The sequence below is a fragment of the Metabacillus fastidiosus NBRC 101226 genome (genome assembly GCF_001591625.1).
Classification (GTDB): domain Bacteria; phylum Bacillota; class Bacilli; order Bacillales; family Bacillaceae; genus Metabacillus; species Metabacillus fastidiosus.
Map to the genome: position 1 here is coordinate 1 of NZ_BCVG01000091.1, position 14,703 is coordinate 14,703.

The 14,703-nt window shown below is 33.6% G+C and carries 18 protein-coding genes and 1 pseudogene; 4 read left to right on the plus strand and 15 right to left on the minus strand.

What is annotated here, in order from left to right; genetic code table 11:
- Positions 1-545 precede the first annotated feature (545 nt).
- Positions 546-716: a hypothetical protein gene (locus BFA01S_RS22900; RefSeq protein ID WP_169800495.1), complete on the minus strand. Its 171-nt coding sequence runs from the start codon at positions 714-716 to the stop codon at positions 546-548.
- 297 nt (positions 717-1,013) lie between these two features.
- Here BFA01S_RS22900 and BFA01S_RS16905 point away from each other — a divergent pair, with 297 nt between their 5' ends.
- Positions 1,014-1,199 (plus strand): hypothetical protein, encoded by a 186-nt coding sequence (locus BFA01S_RS16905; RefSeq protein ID WP_066233347.1) that lies wholly within the window; start codon positions 1,014-1,016, stop codon positions 1,197-1,199.
- Positions 1,200-1,346: 147 nt separating this feature from the next.
- On the opposite strand, the gene BFA01S_RS16910 is transcribed toward BFA01S_RS16905, so the two are convergent.
- From BFA01S_RS16910 to pdxR, 7 genes and pseudogenes are all read right to left on the minus strand, one after another.
- The gene (locus BFA01S_RS16910; RefSeq protein ID WP_066233349.1) at positions 1,347-2,066 is read right to left on the minus strand and encodes a DUF1385 domain-containing protein; all 720 of its coding nucleotides are present in this window, start codon (positions 2,064-2,066) and stop codon (positions 1,347-1,349) included.
- Positions 2,067-2,121: 55 nt separating this feature from the next.
- Positions 2,122-2,487 carry a hypothetical protein gene (locus BFA01S_RS16915; RefSeq protein ID WP_066233352.1) on the minus strand — a complete coding sequence of 122 codons (366 nt, stop codon included), beginning with the start codon at positions 2,485-2,487 and terminating at the stop codon, positions 2,122-2,124.
- Positions 2,488-2,725: 238 nt separating this feature from the next.
- Positions 2,726-3,154, minus strand: a complete 429-nt coding sequence (locus BFA01S_RS16920; RefSeq protein ID WP_066233355.1) for a DUF4275 family protein — start codon at positions 3,152-3,154, stop codon at positions 2,726-2,728.
- Positions 3,155-3,298: 144 nt separating this feature from the next.
- Positions 3,299-3,729 (minus strand): annotated as a pseudogene (locus BFA01S_RS16925) (DUF4279 domain-containing protein).
- Between the two features lie 135 nt (positions 3,730-3,864).
- A complete protein-coding gene (locus BFA01S_RS16930; RefSeq protein WP_066233360.1) occupies positions 3,865-4,098 on the minus strand; it encodes a hypothetical protein in 234 nt (77 codons plus the stop codon).
- Between the two features lie 895 nt (positions 4,099-4,993).
- Positions 4,994-5,596, minus strand: coding sequence for a hypothetical protein (locus BFA01S_RS16940; RefSeq protein ID WP_066233366.1), 603 nt, complete (start codon positions 5,594-5,596; stop codon positions 4,994-4,996).
- 163 nt (positions 5,597-5,759) lie between these two features.
- Positions 5,760-7,205 carry a MocR-like pyridoxine biosynthesis transcription factor PdxR gene (gene pdxR, locus BFA01S_RS16945; protein WP_066233369.1) on the minus strand — a complete coding sequence of 482 codons (1,446 nt, stop codon included), beginning with the start codon at positions 7,203-7,205 and terminating at the stop codon, positions 5,760-5,762.
- Positions 7,206-7,330: 125 nt separating this feature from the next.
- Here pdxR and BFA01S_RS16950 point away from each other — a divergent pair, with 125 nt between their 5' ends.
- Positions 7,331-8,242: a DMT family transporter gene (locus BFA01S_RS16950; RefSeq protein ID WP_066233396.1), complete on the plus strand. Its 912-nt coding sequence runs from the start codon at positions 7,331-7,333 to the stop codon at positions 8,240-8,242.
- Between the two features lie 59 nt (positions 8,243-8,301).
- On the opposite strand, the gene BFA01S_RS16955 is transcribed toward BFA01S_RS16950, so the two are convergent.
- The 5 genes from BFA01S_RS16955 to BFA01S_RS16975 form a co-directional block, all read right to left on the minus strand.
- Positions 8,302-8,928, minus strand: coding sequence for a hypothetical protein (locus tag BFA01S_RS16955; protein ID WP_066233373.1), 627 nt, complete (start codon positions 8,926-8,928; stop codon positions 8,302-8,304).
- A 17-nt stretch (positions 8,929-8,945) separates the two neighbouring features.
- A complete protein-coding gene (locus BFA01S_RS16960) occupies positions 8,946-9,563 on the minus strand; it encodes a hypothetical protein (RefSeq protein ID WP_066233375.1) in 618 nt (205 codons plus the stop codon).
- Positions 9,564-9,852: 289 nt separating this feature from the next.
- Entirely contained in the window at positions 9,853-10,404 is a 552-nt protein-coding gene (locus BFA01S_RS16965; protein WP_066233376.1) for a delta-aminolevulinic acid dehydratase, read from the minus strand.
- A 40-nt stretch (positions 10,405-10,444) separates the two neighbouring features.
- Positions 10,445-10,786, minus strand: a complete 342-nt coding sequence (locus BFA01S_RS16970) for a hypothetical protein (protein ID WP_066233380.1) — start codon at positions 10,784-10,786, stop codon at positions 10,445-10,447.
- Between the two features lie 58 nt (positions 10,787-10,844).
- Positions 10,845-11,192, minus strand: a complete 348-nt coding sequence (locus BFA01S_RS16975) for a hypothetical protein (protein ID WP_066233383.1) — start codon at positions 11,190-11,192, stop codon at positions 10,845-10,847.
- A gap of 175 nt (positions 11,193-11,367) precedes the next feature.
- On the opposite strand from BFA01S_RS16975, the gene BFA01S_RS16980 reads away from it, so the two are divergent.
- Together BFA01S_RS16980 and BFA01S_RS16985 are read left to right on the plus strand one after the other, a co-directional pair.
- The gene (locus BFA01S_RS16980) at positions 11,368-12,159 is read left to right on the plus strand and encodes a PhzF family phenazine biosynthesis protein (RefSeq protein ID WP_066233386.1); all 792 of its coding nucleotides are present in this window, start codon (positions 11,368-11,370) and stop codon (positions 12,157-12,159) included.
- Between the two features lie 106 nt (positions 12,160-12,265).
- Positions 12,266-12,937, plus strand: a complete 672-nt coding sequence (locus BFA01S_RS16985; protein WP_066233388.1) for a hypothetical protein — start codon at positions 12,266-12,268, stop codon at positions 12,935-12,937.
- A gap of 123 nt (positions 12,938-13,060) precedes the next feature.
- Here BFA01S_RS16985 and BFA01S_RS16990 read toward each other — a convergent pair whose 3' ends face one another.
- Together BFA01S_RS16990 and BFA01S_RS16995 are read right to left on the minus strand one after the other, a co-directional pair.
- Entirely contained in the window at positions 13,061-13,795 is a 735-nt protein-coding gene (locus BFA01S_RS16990) for a hypothetical protein (protein WP_066233391.1), read from the minus strand.
- A 249-nt stretch (positions 13,796-14,044) separates the two neighbouring features.
- The gene (locus BFA01S_RS16995; protein WP_066233393.1) at positions 14,045-14,620 is read right to left on the minus strand and encodes a hypothetical protein; all 576 of its coding nucleotides are present in this window, start codon (positions 14,618-14,620) and stop codon (positions 14,045-14,047) included.
- Positions 14,621-14,703 lie beyond the last annotated feature (83 nt).

A 14,703-nucleotide genomic window follows, 5' to 3' on the forward strand; every position in this document is an offset into this window, starting at 1 on the left:
AAAGGGACAAGTGTGTTACCTCGTGGTTCCACCCAATTTCCCATCATTTTAATATAAAATGATGGCTTCATTTAAGCTTTATCGCAGCTTGTACGGTATTGATTACTAGCATTTCACCAATACTGCTCAAAGACGGTAAATTTTTCTGCAGCATTAGGAAGTTTCCAGCCTTGACTTCCCTCTCTGTAAACCGGTAAGAAAAATTCATGTCCTTATCATTGCATAGTTTTAATTTTAAATTAATATATAGGATTCATTATTAGTTGTCAATATTTTTTCACATTTTTAGATGATATAGGTAATTTCAAAATTAAAAATCAGTTGATAAATCTAGTTAACATAAAGAGAATGTTAAACAATAAAAAAGGGATTTTCTATTAAGATAATAAAGTCCTTCTTTCTGATTTTGATGCCTGGCATTGTGTGTTAAATGACTGTTTTGTTCATTGACGGATGAAGAAGACGAGTTGTTTGAACAAGGCAAATCCAATATTTCAAAAGAACAAAGCTGGGAAAGAATATTTCACTTAGAGCAATTGCGACAATCAGAAATGTGGAGAGGAAATAACTAAATTACATCCCAAGCAGCCGCTGTTTAAACAGCCAATTACATCTTCTTTTTCTTTGTTATTGTGAATTTTCTCATTCGACAAGGTAACTCCTCCCGATTCTCTCTCTAAATCGATATTGTTATTTATTGGAACCATTATAAGCATATCAGGGAAGGTAGAACTGCAACAACCACTTTCTTTTTCTATTAAATTTTTATATTTATTTTATTAACTTATTATAAGTTTTTTAAATGAAACTAATTAGACTTTCAAACGTAAAGTATAGTGAGAAAATTCTAATACAAAAAGCAAGAAGTTTTTAGGACGATTATATAAAAAAGGTGGAAAATATGATCCGGGGGAAATCACAAAATAAAAAGCTATAGTTTAAGTTTAATTATTGTAATGAGGAGAATAATCTTGAAACAACATAAAAAATGAAACTAAAAGGAGAGATGAACAATGAAAAAATGGTGGAACAAAAAGAAAGATAAAATGAGAAAAAGACGGAAAGATAACGATAATTATACATTTGTTGATTTTATTCTTGACGTGCTATTTTGGATACCGGAATTAATCATATTGCCTTTCAGATTAGTTTTTTGGCTGATCAGAGGTGTAGGAAGATTCATTTTTGATATATTTTGATATGAGGAACGATTTCGTCATGACTATTGTTTTCACTATATTTGGCCTGGACTTTCCTTTATTCCAAAGCGGCTCATCTATCATCATATCGGATGTAAAGAAAAGACAGCCAATCTGCAGTCTCAGCTATCTTTATCTTTTTAATTATTATTTGCCTTCCAGTTTGATTAGTTTATTCAATGTTTTCACAGCAAGCTTTAAATGTTTGTCCTCCGGCATCGCAGTATAAAGTGAAACTTGTATATACTTTAACAGTTTATGAATAAAGGCAAATCTTTTCTTATTGTCATCTAGATAATGAACAATTTCATCACTTACTAAATAAGCTATTATGAACATGATCAAAAAATTCACATTAAAAATCATACCTGTAATCAAAATAAACATTCTCATTATGACAAAGTTTGATCCACATAGAGAATGGTATCTTTCTTGGTTTCTCACATTATGTAAATTTAAATCAACATTATTTTCATAAGCATTTATAGCCATATGTTCCGCTGAATGATATTTTCCCGTTTCAGTAAATTTTATAATTGGGATTGCGATTATAAAAGAGAAAAGTTCCAGTGCATACATATAATAGTTAGCATATTTCCCCCATGAAAAAGCAATTAAAATATATAGTAAAATAGTAAATAAGGAACGGTATGTAAATAATTGCGATAAGCCTCTAAGAAATTTAAAATCCTGCATCTTATCATCTATTTTTTCGAAAAAATGCAATTCATCCCATGTCTTTTCTTCGTACTCTTCAATTTTAAATTTGACTTTCTTTTTATTGTAATAGCCTTCAACCTCAAATACATCGCCTTCAAATGTAATTCCATGTTTATGAGCAGTGCCTTCAATGTCTATATAATCCATTCTATCAGCATCCTTTTTAACAAAACTTCCATTCTATGATTTCGTGAAGCTCCTATTAATTTAAACTATTTAAATGTCTTCGTATCTTAGCAGCGATATCAGTAGGATTATCTATTTGAAAAATAACATATTTATATTTTTCATGCCCGTCAAGTTCCATTATAATTAATGGCTGTATCCCTTCATAAGAAAGAAAATACCATTCATTTGTATATTTAAAACTCCCTTCATAAATATTTAAGGGAGAAATTGAAGTACCTGGCATTCTTAACATCCATTGAGGAGCTTGAAAATAATCAACTGAGACATTTCTAATCATAGAATATGGCATTGTAATTTTTCTTTTCAAAGCAAAGCATGCTGTCAAACCTTTTAAAATTAAAATGAGTTCTTCTTCACCAAAATGTATTTCTCTGCCCAAATTTACCCCCTCCCATAAAAATTAATATTACTTCCAGTTTATCACCATTTTATATAGTTATCATTCTTAATTCTGCATTAAACTTTAAGGATTATATATCGCTTTAAAATAAATATTCTCCATTAAGTAAGTCTATATTTTTTTCTATTTTCTACGTAATTAGCAATTAATAATAAAGTCGTTTAAAAACAAAACTTAAACAGCTTTATTGTAAATTGAATAAGTATCTTTCATTCGCTCACTTTCTACTAAAATACGGACCGCACCAGCCTATTTCGTGAGTTCTCACGTACGTCCATTTAAATCCTTTATCCACAATATAAACATCTTGTTCATTGATGAAATCATCGGCAGTTAATGACAATGCATTTTCAACAATAAATACATCATCAGAATGTTGATAAAAGATATAACATGATTGTTTTGGCTCTTTATTAAACTGTATATCAGCTTGTTCTTCTTTGAAACACCCTCTTTTTTCATAACTAAATAAATGCCATAAGAAACCGCAGCATCCATTTTGATCATAAAGAAATATAGATTTCTTTTCTTTCTCACTAAGATGACTAGCAAAATTATCTTCCCATTGTTTGCGTAAATATGTCCCCCACTTAGAGATTTCAATTACTTTTACTTTTTTACTTCTAAGTGATAATACTAAATCCAACATAACACCTACTTTATCTGCCCATTTGATTTATTAGAAACTTTTCTTTTATTTTTATGCTTAGCTGAGTCATTTTTAATCTCTTAACAAAGAAGACAATAAATTAAATTTAAATAAGAATAACTGCCACTTGAACAATAAACACTAACTATAAATATAAAGGTCAAAATCTACCTCTGCATCTATCGAACTTGCAAAATTTATAAACTTGCTTTCCAAGTACATTGCTGGTGTTTCGTTATTCTCTACTTGGATGACTATAATAAAATTATAGACTAAGTCATATTCCCTTTTTAGCTGAGTTAACTTTCCTATTTTATCTTCCATATAATTCAAAATCTTGTACAACTGATCGTTAATATCACAAGATTCTTCATACTCTGTCCCTAATTCCCAACATGAATGCAACCGATGATGTACACCTGTAGAAATTACATTAGGGTTATGCGGCCTTATATTGCATCACCTTTTTTATACGTTCTTGTTGGCTGAATTCCTAAAGTTTCTGTAAAGTCATCTATTGGAAATTCATCTGCAACAGCAGAAAAATATACCTTTACATTTGTTTTATCCATTAAAACACTCCTTTGATATAGATCCTTATTGCAAAATTTGTATCGTTTACTGAAGCGGCATCAATAAAATCAATTAATATAAACTGCAAAGCAACAAACAAATAATCCCCGTCTCTAGAAAAGACGGGGACTACTTCAGCCTGTTTTCAAACTTTCATTCATATTTTCTTTAAGCACTTCAATTGATGATATGTGAGCTGGATTGACTATAATTTTCTTAGCACTATCCAAATAAATAAAACCATTTTTTAATACTTTTCCACCCACTGGCATCTCAGTATAGAGTGAATCCTGGAAATCATTAACCGAATAACTTTCCTCGAATATCACATACTCTTTTCCGCTATTCATAACAACTTTGATTTTCATTGTCTCACTCCTCGATAAATATTTCATAGCTAAAATATTCGATAAGATAATCAAAAAATCCTTCTAATTTACTGCTATTTTCGTTTAAATTATCTTTATTTTCCTCTCTATTTCTAACGTTCTTATCAAAAATTACAGCTATTTATCTTTTGTCTATATCTTTCCCAAAAGTGTTATAACGTAACCTTTACTGTTATACATAATTGGTAATATGATGTAAAAAATATAAATTTCACTATAACACTTAGGAAAAGAGGCTGTTACATAATGAAAAAAACTTATATTATCATCGGGCTTATTTTTATCTCTTTAGTATTATTTGTAACCACGGTAATCAATCTAGAAGCACCCGCTGACCAGACTAGAGAATTCAACAATATTAAACTTCCTAATAATATTTTGGCACCATAAGTTTATAGGAGCACTGTATAGGGATAATAAAGATATAAAGTGAAACTAACCATCAGTGGAGGTTTTTCTCATCTCCCACTTAACTTCTTCGATTTTTTAAAATTTTGAAGTGGGAGCCCTACTGCCCTTTAAGGCTAGGATAAAAAGGCAAATAAGATACTTAAAAACCTATCATCCTTTTGTCTAAAAAGTTGCAGTAATTGTGAGATATTGTATAGAAAGCGAGGTAATAAAATTGAGAAGAATAACTGGATCGTTTGGATATTTATTTTGTTTAATAGCACTTTTTTTCTTTATTTCGGGATTTTTAGAGCAAATGTTGCTAGTAGACTTAATACCAAGATTAAGTGTTGCTAACGAATCTTTAATTGCTTGTGTAAGTCTTGTAATCGGTATAGTCTTATTGCAAATAAAGAAGGTTAAAAGTACATAATTGAAAACTTCAACAGCCTTCCAATCACTGGATGATGGAAGGCTGTTGAAGTTACTTAAATTCACTTCTAAGTAAATATACAACATCATATTTTTTCAATTCATCCATATGGCTATCCATATCAGCATGAAAATCTGTGGAAAGAGTGCTGATTCCTTCTTTGCTGCTTGAATAACATATACTAGCTAAAATCATCTTATCCTTAACAGAAATACTGCCTAACGGATTACTTCCCGATACAAATTCGAAATCATCTTTTGGCATTATTGCCGGACCCCATCCTTTACCAGTAGTTCCATCACTATTAATACTAATAGTAGAAAGAACTTCACCACTGTCTTCAGACTTATGCGGTATTGAAAAAATAATCGTCCCCATCTTATTAATCTCCATAGAAAAAACATAATTGGGCTCTCCAACTAAATTGCCTGATTCATACTTCTCAACCCATACAGCGACCTCTTTATACTTATCCTCTACATTGAAATCAAATACAAAAGATTGATCCGCAGTGCTTAAAAGTATCATTTCCTCTCTTTCTGTCAGCTCAGCACGGGAAACAGTATTTATTTCTGAATTAGAGTTATCATCATCGCAAGCAAAGAGTGAAAGCACAAATAAGGTTAAGACTGCAAAAAACAGTACTCTCCTCATTATTCTCCCCCTAATATAATCCGATTTTCGAACGATTACTCCATGTAAGAATACACTATATAAGACTACTACTATAAAACTTTATTATTTTTTAACAGCTTTATTCTTACTTAACATCTGATGTTTCTTAGATCTATTTGTTAAAATAATCAGTTTCTTAACGTTATATTTTCTGCTTCAAAAAAGCATTCGTTAATGCAACAAAAGTTTTAAGTCCTTCTTCTAAATCATGTTCATTTAAAATTGAATATGTCAGCCTCAAATGGTTATACGGTGGCTCGTAAGGATAGCATGCATGTCCTGGTAAAAAAGAAACATCGTGCTGTAAGCAGTATTCATATAAATCTAATGTAGAAACATTTTCAGGAAACGTTAACCAAATGTTCAGCCCACCTTCTGGAACAGACCAGGAAATCGAAGAATCGAATGAGTTCGCTAATACAGCAACTGTTTTATCACGCCGCAGTTCCAAAGCGAGACGCAGCTTCTCAAAATGTTCAAGCATTCGAGTCGAAGTGAGAAATGGCAGGACTGCTCTCTGTGTTAAAAGCGGAGTCCCTAAGTCGGATGAGGATTTAGCTGATAAAAGTGACTGTTTAAATGACCCTTCTGCTAAAATAGCGCCGACTCTAATCCCCGGTGCCAATGCTTTACTAAATCCTTTTAAAAAAAGAACCCGCCCTTCATCATCGAGTGATTTAATTGGTTTTGGAGGAGGCTTTTCATCAAAGTAAAGCTCGCTCCATGAATCATCTTCAATAATAAACATACCGTGTAATTGTGCCTGATACAGAAGTTCTTGACGGCGCTCCATACTCATAGAGCGTCCCGTTGGATTTTGAAACGTTGGATTAACATATATCGCTTTCGGATGATAAGCTCTCGCTACTTGCGCTAGTAAATCTGTTCTGATCCCTTCTTCATCCATTGCGATCGGAATTACTTTTGCTCCCCGGTTAATAAAAATATCCAAAGCGCCTGGATAAGTAGGTGCCTCGGTAATGATAACATCCCCCGGCCCTAAAAGGGTTTTTGCAATCAGCTCAATACCTTGATGAAGACCTGTTGTCATAATAATGTTATCAGGTGATCCTGAAAGACCTAATTCATTTTGAAAATATGCCGAAAAAGCTTCCCTCGTTAAAAAATCTCCTTGTACATCACCGTATGTTCCCAAAATAGATGATTCAGCTTCAAGCATCTGTTTTAACTGATCTGCCAAATAAATTGTTGGTAAAAGCCCACTGTTTAACGCCGAATAATCAAAACGATATTTTGTTTTCGGGCGTGAATGAAAGCTGCTTCTCGTTAAATATGTAGGAATGGAAAGCTGCCAGTCGTAAGAACTCATTGCCGGACTTTCATTTAAGACGGCTTTTACAAAAACTCCTTTGCCGTGAATGCTTTGTACTACTCCTGCGGCTTCGAGCCTTTTATAAGCTTTATGAACTGTAAGCAGACTGACCCCTGTGTCTGCTGATAATTGACGGACTGATGGAAGCTTTTCTCCGCTCGTTAACATATTCGAATGAATACGGCTCGTAATTTGCTGAAAAATTTGCTCTGATAAAGAATCACGTGACCCGCGGGACAAAGAAAGCTTCATCATAATTAATCACCTCTCCATTAGTATAAGAGGAGTGCGAAAAGAGAACAAGCACACTGTTATACTTCCTTATTTACTGTTATATACCTTATTCAGTATGATCCTCTCAAAGAGGAGGAAGTAACATGATGTTAATAATTAATTATTTGTTTATTTGCTTTATATTTGGAACGACATTTTTAGCTATCAAAGCCGGAATTGAAGCGGGTGTTGATCCATTTCTATCAGCCGGTTTAAGATTTTTCCTTGCCGGACTTGTTATTGTTATTTATTTTACTATCCGTAAAAAGCTTTCTATTTCGCTTTTCTTTTCAAAACACTTACTTATAATCGGATTTTGCTTAACAACGATGACCTTTATGACGCTGTACTGGGCAGAACAGTATATTACTTCTGGATTAGCTGCTGTTTTATCTGCTTTTGGACCAATTATTATGTTCTTGTTACAGGCTGGAAAATCGAAGGAGAAAATACAAGCTATTCAAATAATAGGTCTGCTTTTGAGTATTGCTGGAGTAATATTCATTTCTTCACCCGGGCTGAAACAAGAAGTAACCATTTATTGGTTTATCGCAACTATTGCAGTTATTGCGGGACAGCTTTTTTACAGTATTGGCACCGTAATGTCCAAATCATTTTTAAAAGAAAATGAACATGCTTCCCCTTTTTTAATTAATGGGATTCAAATGACGATCGGAGGAAGCTTTCTTCTTATTTTTTCCGTTATATTTGAGCAGCCTTCATTAAAAAGCCTCGGGCTTATCAATGTACAGTTATCCCTACTTTATTTGATCATTGTCGGTTCTATTATCGGTCATGGCTTATTCTATTGGCTTGTAAGCAAAACGAATCCAGTATTTCCATCTACATGGCTGTATGTTTCCCCTGTTATCGCTGTTTTGCTTGGAGCAATTGTACTTAAAGAAAACATAACAGTCGTTACAGCTCTCGGTGCTGTCAGCGTGCTTGTCGGTGTATTTTTTATTAATAAGAGGATACTGGAGGAAATGTGGAGAAAAAATAGAATAAAAGCTTCGTAATAGAGAATCAAAATAAAAAACAGCGGGAATTCATTTCCGCCGTTTTTTATAGTATTAAATTACTGCAAATTAAAGAAAACTTGTCCTCCCAGTGTTTCCTCATAACGGAGCTGTACTTTTTCTCCCACTTTTACTAAACCGGGAATGTAGCCTTCTTTTTCATTTCCTACGTACATTTCAAAGCTGAAATCAGGCTCAGCGGTTCCAACTATATCTCCGCTGTAAATATCTCCGCTTTCACTTACCATTGTAAAATTCATTACGCCATCAATATGAAATGGAAGGTCCTCTGTTTCTGATTCAACAAATTTTACTTTTGTTTTCGCTAAAGCCCATTCATATCCTTCCGGGGCAGGTTCATTGAATTCATTCATAGATTTTAATTTTTGATATGCCGCATCCCCTCGAATCACTTCTACTACCGTTAAATCAAATTTAATCAGAAATGACTCACCTTGATCATTATATAATTCGTCATCCACTGTCGCAGTTTTCTTAAATGGCACTGGATTCGTCCGGGAACCGAGTTTGGATTCTGTCTCTTCCTTTTTCTCTGTTTCTTTTTGTCCGTCAGCCTCTTCGTTCACTGTAATATCTTTCGTATCCTGTCCACATCCTCCAAGTAAAGAGATACTTAATAATACAAAAATAAATAGGCTTGATATCTTACTCCATTTCCTCTTCATTTTATACCCTCCTTTTATTATTTAGAGTGAGTATTTTCTTCCGTCTCCTCTTGCTCCAAATCATCTGGATAAACAGTTTCGTCAAATACTTCCTGAGTAGCCTCGTCTTTTATAAATATTTTCACTTTAGTATCGGGATCAGAACCATTGTAAATTTGGTACATCATACCCGACATGCCTAAGCCAAGTGCTGCAAAGCCATCCATGCTGTTCTCATACTTCGCTTTGTCTACGACGAGGGTAAACTCTGAAAACGAATCATTATGGGTAATGTCTTTAATGGAAACATAATCTTTACTGTTCTTCGTTTCTTCAATCGTCTCAAGGATGCTTTTTTCTAATTCCTGCATCATTTCTCTATGCTTTGCTTTCGTCATTTTATATGTGAGTGACCCATCTTCATTTTTTGTAACTTCCGTAACTCCCTCTTTTTTTGCATCAGCAATAACAGTATCTATATCCTGGCCCTCAAACATGGAAGCCGGCAATGTAATTTCCACGTTTAAAAGACCTTTTTTAACATCAACTGTTTCTTCTGCTTTTTTACCAGACTTTTCATCCTCACTGGCATTATTTGAACAAGCTGAAAGAATTGTGAGTAATAAAGCAAAAAGGATAAAGGTCATTTTCTTCATATATAGTCCTCCTTTATTATTTTTTAATTATCTCTCTATATATTTTTTTAAAGGAACTCCTAGTATTTTCCCCAAATTTTGTATTTAATCCACCAAAATTCAAGAAAAAGGATTAAAAAGAGAGAGATTGAAGTATATAACAAAATAAAAAAGTATTTGAACGATCGCTCAAATACTTTTTTCATCTATATACTTTCATTTTATTAAAGATAAACCGACTATTTCACTTCTAAAGAAAAAGCATAATAATATACGCCATTTTCCATAGATACAGCAAAATGACTGTTTTTCATAAATACATTTGGTACATACCGGTCTCTTCATCAATTGATTTTGCAATTTCGTATGCTTCTTTCTCACTTTTTTTATTATTAATGATCTCATATATAAATCTCATAACAAACATTAATCCAGAGTTTCCATCGATATAATCATCAGGTCCCATATAAGAATGGCAGCCACAATCAAGAAATGCTTTTGCCAGCTTTTCTTCGCCGAGTGTACAGCCGTTTGCGATTACTTTTGCACCTTTTAAATTTGTATATTTCCTTACATCATTTTCATCAAAAAATTCTCCTCTTGGTTCATCAGCTTCATAGACATCCTCGCCTAATTCGGGCATACAAAGTCTTCCTTCGTCACCATGAAAGTTCAAAATTAAATAATCACATCTTTTATCGAGCTCTTCTCCAGACAGGACATCGATTAAATCATTCGGTCTCCCGATCCAATGTATCGTGACCATCGCTCCAAAATACTCGAGTGTTGAACGCATCGCAAATGCATCCATATCACAGTCCGGCCCAACCGCTATCGTAACATATAAATCCGGTTTACTCATTTTCCTTTTCCTCCAGCTTTTTTAATAAGAGTTAACTTATTTATTCGCTAAATGGTGTTCTTTTCCTTTTAAAGTATAATCTCATAGCGATTATTAGGAGGATCATTCCGGCTAAACTCGTTAAAACGGGATAAATAATAGGAAAAATGAGACTCGGATAACCGTGAAGAATGTCAGAATAATAACCCATATACATTAGTCCTGTATCAGAGAAATTGATAAGCTTGACACCTAGTTTGTTTTCTCCTCTTTGAGTATAATTTAATTTTTCTTCCTTTGAATCCCCATTTTCATAAATCGTAATAATTTTCCACTCTCTATAGTCCATTGAATCATCATCTGTGAGTCTTTGTACAATTTTAATTTGCTTTTCTCCTGTCATTCGGTCCCTCACTGTTAATATATCAAGCCATGAAAAGTACCTGCTGCCCCTTTCTCGATTAGAAAGCCATATTTTTATCCGGGTTCGTTATTTCTTTATCGTTCAGTAACAGATGAATTTTCACTATATCCCCTGGCGGAACATTCTCATCTATATCCCAAGGTGTTAACGGTGCCTTCAAACCTGTTTCTTCTTCTATAATTTTTATATTAATATTATCAATTATGAGTTCCTGGGCATTTATAATATCTTCAAATCCATCTTCCCCTGTATAAGCATGATGAATTTCATAGCGCATCTCGATTATATTCTCAATTAAAGCTTCTCGAATCATATGAAACATCGGGTCTGCAGAAAGAATGATCATTAAAAAGGAGAAAACAGCTGAAGCCATTATCTTTTTCATACTTTCACCTCTTGTCTGTCATCTAATTTAAAGATCCTTTATAAGTATGATGAAATCCATTGTCCAAGTGTTAAAACAGAAGCGTAAATGATAAAGTAAAGCTCGACTTCTTTCCTAAAATGGTAAACTATTAATATAGAAATGAACTCATTAGAACATTTGGAGGGATGAAAGTATGAAGTATTTCGTAGTCGATGCTTTTGCAGAAAAAGTGTTTGAAGGTAATCCGGCAGGAGTATGCATTATGAATGAATGGATTTCTGACGATTTAATGCAAAAAATAGCGATGGAAAACAATTTATCAGAAACGGCATTCGCGGTAAAGGAAGAGAAAAATTACAAGCTGAGATGGTTTACTCCAGGAGGAGAAATAAACCTTTGTGGTCACGCAACTTTAGCGACGGCTTTTGTTATTATGAATTATACAGAAAAACAATTGACTGCTGTTACATTCGATACGATAAGCGGAGAACTGACAGTAAAAAAATTGGATGATCTATATGAAATGGATTTCCCGGCTGTCTCTTCAGAAGAAGTTCCCCTAACTGAACAAATAATCGATGCCTTAGGAGTAACACCGATAGAAACATATTTAAATAGAGATTTAGTATGTGTATTACAATCAGAGGAAGAAGTAAAACATGCAAGTCCCGACTTCTCAAAATTAGAAAAACTACAAGACGGTCTCGGTGTCTATATTACAGCAAAAGGAATCGAATATGATTTTGTTTCAAGAGCATTTTTCCCAAAATTAAAAGTAAATGAAGACCCTGTATGCGGCTCCATGCATTGCAGCTTGATTCCATTCTGGGCGGAAAGACTGGAAAAGGATGAATTGGTGGCAAGACAAGTATCGCAGAGAGGCGGTACACTGTATTGTAAACATGAAAATACACGGGTGAAGATTGCTGGAAAAGCAGTGTTGTATTCGATAGCGGAATTGAATGTTGATTATTCAAAATACTGAGCATATAAAAGTATTTAAAAAAGAGAATAGAAGCTGTTTAAAAGCGGAAATGAATAGTTGGAACAGGAACTCTATTATTTATCATACTTATAAGAGAGGGATTTAAATGGGGCGTTTTAAACAGAAAAGTGACGGGAAAGGTAGTTTGAAATTAATTCAAACTTTAGTAAACAATCATCCACATATTCTAAACAGCAAACTTTCACATATAGTAGGTGAAAGAATTTCATGGGTTTCTCCCCTTTATACGGATGAATACGCTGAATATCGTGATAAAGCATTCTTGGAGAAACTCGGGGTGGATACGGAAATAGCAAAGAACTTGAAAAAATTTTGGCCGAGAAACGGTCCTCAATGGGATGCACTGGGCAAGTTTGGAGAAAATGGTGTCATTTTAGTAGAAGCGAAAGCAAATCTTCCAGAGCTTGGGTCTCCTCGATCCTTTGCGTCATCACCAATATCCCGGGAGCTCATTGTGCAATCATTAGAGGAAACAAGGGAATATATCAGTGCTGACTCAGAAGCTGACTGGACAGGCACTTATTATCAATATTTAAACAGGATTGCCCATTTATATTTTTTAAGAGTTTTACATAATGTACCGACATACCTTGTCATGCTTTACTTCATTGGAGATAAAACAACAGGAGGTCCATCCTTTCAGGAAGAATGGGAATCTGCTATTGAAAAAATGCATCAAAGTTTAGGAATACCGAATAACCATCGTTTAGAAGATTATATAGTCGATATATTTATTCATACAGATGAACTAAAATAAAAATATGATTATACCCTTAAACTACAGCAATAGACTGCTAAAATAAAAAGCGGACTCAAAGAATTGTGATTACAACTCTTTAGGTCCTCTTTCTCTATTCCAGTATATAATCCCATTTAAACACTATCTTATTGGAACTTCTCCTACTACACCTGTATATGGATGGACTTGTAAAAACCAATAGCCATAACGTTCATTTTTGGGACCTACTTTCGCTCGATAGGCCCCTAATTGTTCATCGAAAAATATTATTTTAACCTCCACTTCTGTTGAATCAATATGATCATGTAAAATTAGAAACTCGGCCTCTTCTATTGATACACGCTTTGTTCCCCCATTAAATAAAGTATTTTTAACTCGATCCGTTAACTTTGCTAAATCTTTATCTATTTTCGAAGGAAGTGATTTATAGCCGCCTTTCTTCTTAATTTCCACAGATCTCTTTTTTAATCTTTCCAGCTTTGCAAAGTCTTTCTTAGCTTGTTCGATCTTCCCTGAAGCATACAAGCCTTTCATTTGATGAATTAACCGATATTGGGACACTTCATAAATGACACGTTCCCTTGTCACCTTAGCTGGTTTAACATATGTACTCATTAATTTATCTCTTTTTGTCTTTCTTGATACTTTACCAATTGCTTTCTCAGTCTTTGAAATATAGTTCGTGAAATCATCGTAAAGAGTATGGATTTTCTTAATATCACCGCTGTTTATTGCACTTTCTAATGATGCATTTCTCTCATTTAACATCTTTCCGACATTAACTGCATCATTGTAGCGAGTATCGGATGCTGAAGCTGTAGATGCAAATAACATAGAAATAACTGCAATAACTAGTAATCTTACAAAATATTTCATCAAAATTACACTCCTTCTCCTAAACTACGATAATTTTATCACAATTTTATCCAAATATACCATTTTACTAGAAGATATATAAAGATGGGAAATTAGTAGCAAGGCGAGTATTACAGAGAGAAGCGGTACACTATATTGTAAACATGAAGAATGCCAGGTGAAGATTGCTGGAAAAGCAGTATTATAATTTACTATTAGATTAAAAAGCCGACATGTTAATTTAAAAGGATCTTCGTTTCTTTAACCCCTCTATCCTAAATCAGACATGACATACAGTATAGTCAGCACAAAAATCACTATACCTGCTCCAAGCCCGATAGCGACAGCGATCAAACTTGATTTCCATGTGTAGCCTTTCATATCTAATTGTGACGTCGAACGATCGACTTTTTTAATATGAAGTATCATGCCAATATTAATGAATACTGTAATAAGAACAGCCCATATTACCGTGAAAGTAAAATTTATTGAAATAAAATCCGATGAATCAAGGCTCCAATAAGCTTGCAAAAACATCAAGCCACTGAATAAGAAGTTCGAAATATAAGACATTCGGCGCTGTCTCTTCCATTCAGCCCCTATCTTCTCTTTTTCATAATTTGATACCTCTTCAAAGATAGGAATGAAAGACTTTGTTGAACCACCTTTTAATAAGCCCGCAATTGCCTGAATTAACATAAATACTCCAAGAAATAAAAATAATTGCATAAATGTGATATGGAGAAAACTAATTAAAGTGAAATAGATGATTAAGGCTAAAAGTAACATTCCGTTTATGACGGCTATTTGCTTTGTTCTCATCTTCTTCACTTCCATTAATTCCATTTAACAGCCTCCCTTCTATTATATAAACACTGTCTTTTTACCACTTACTACATATACCAAATTATAACATAGTGAAATTGCGA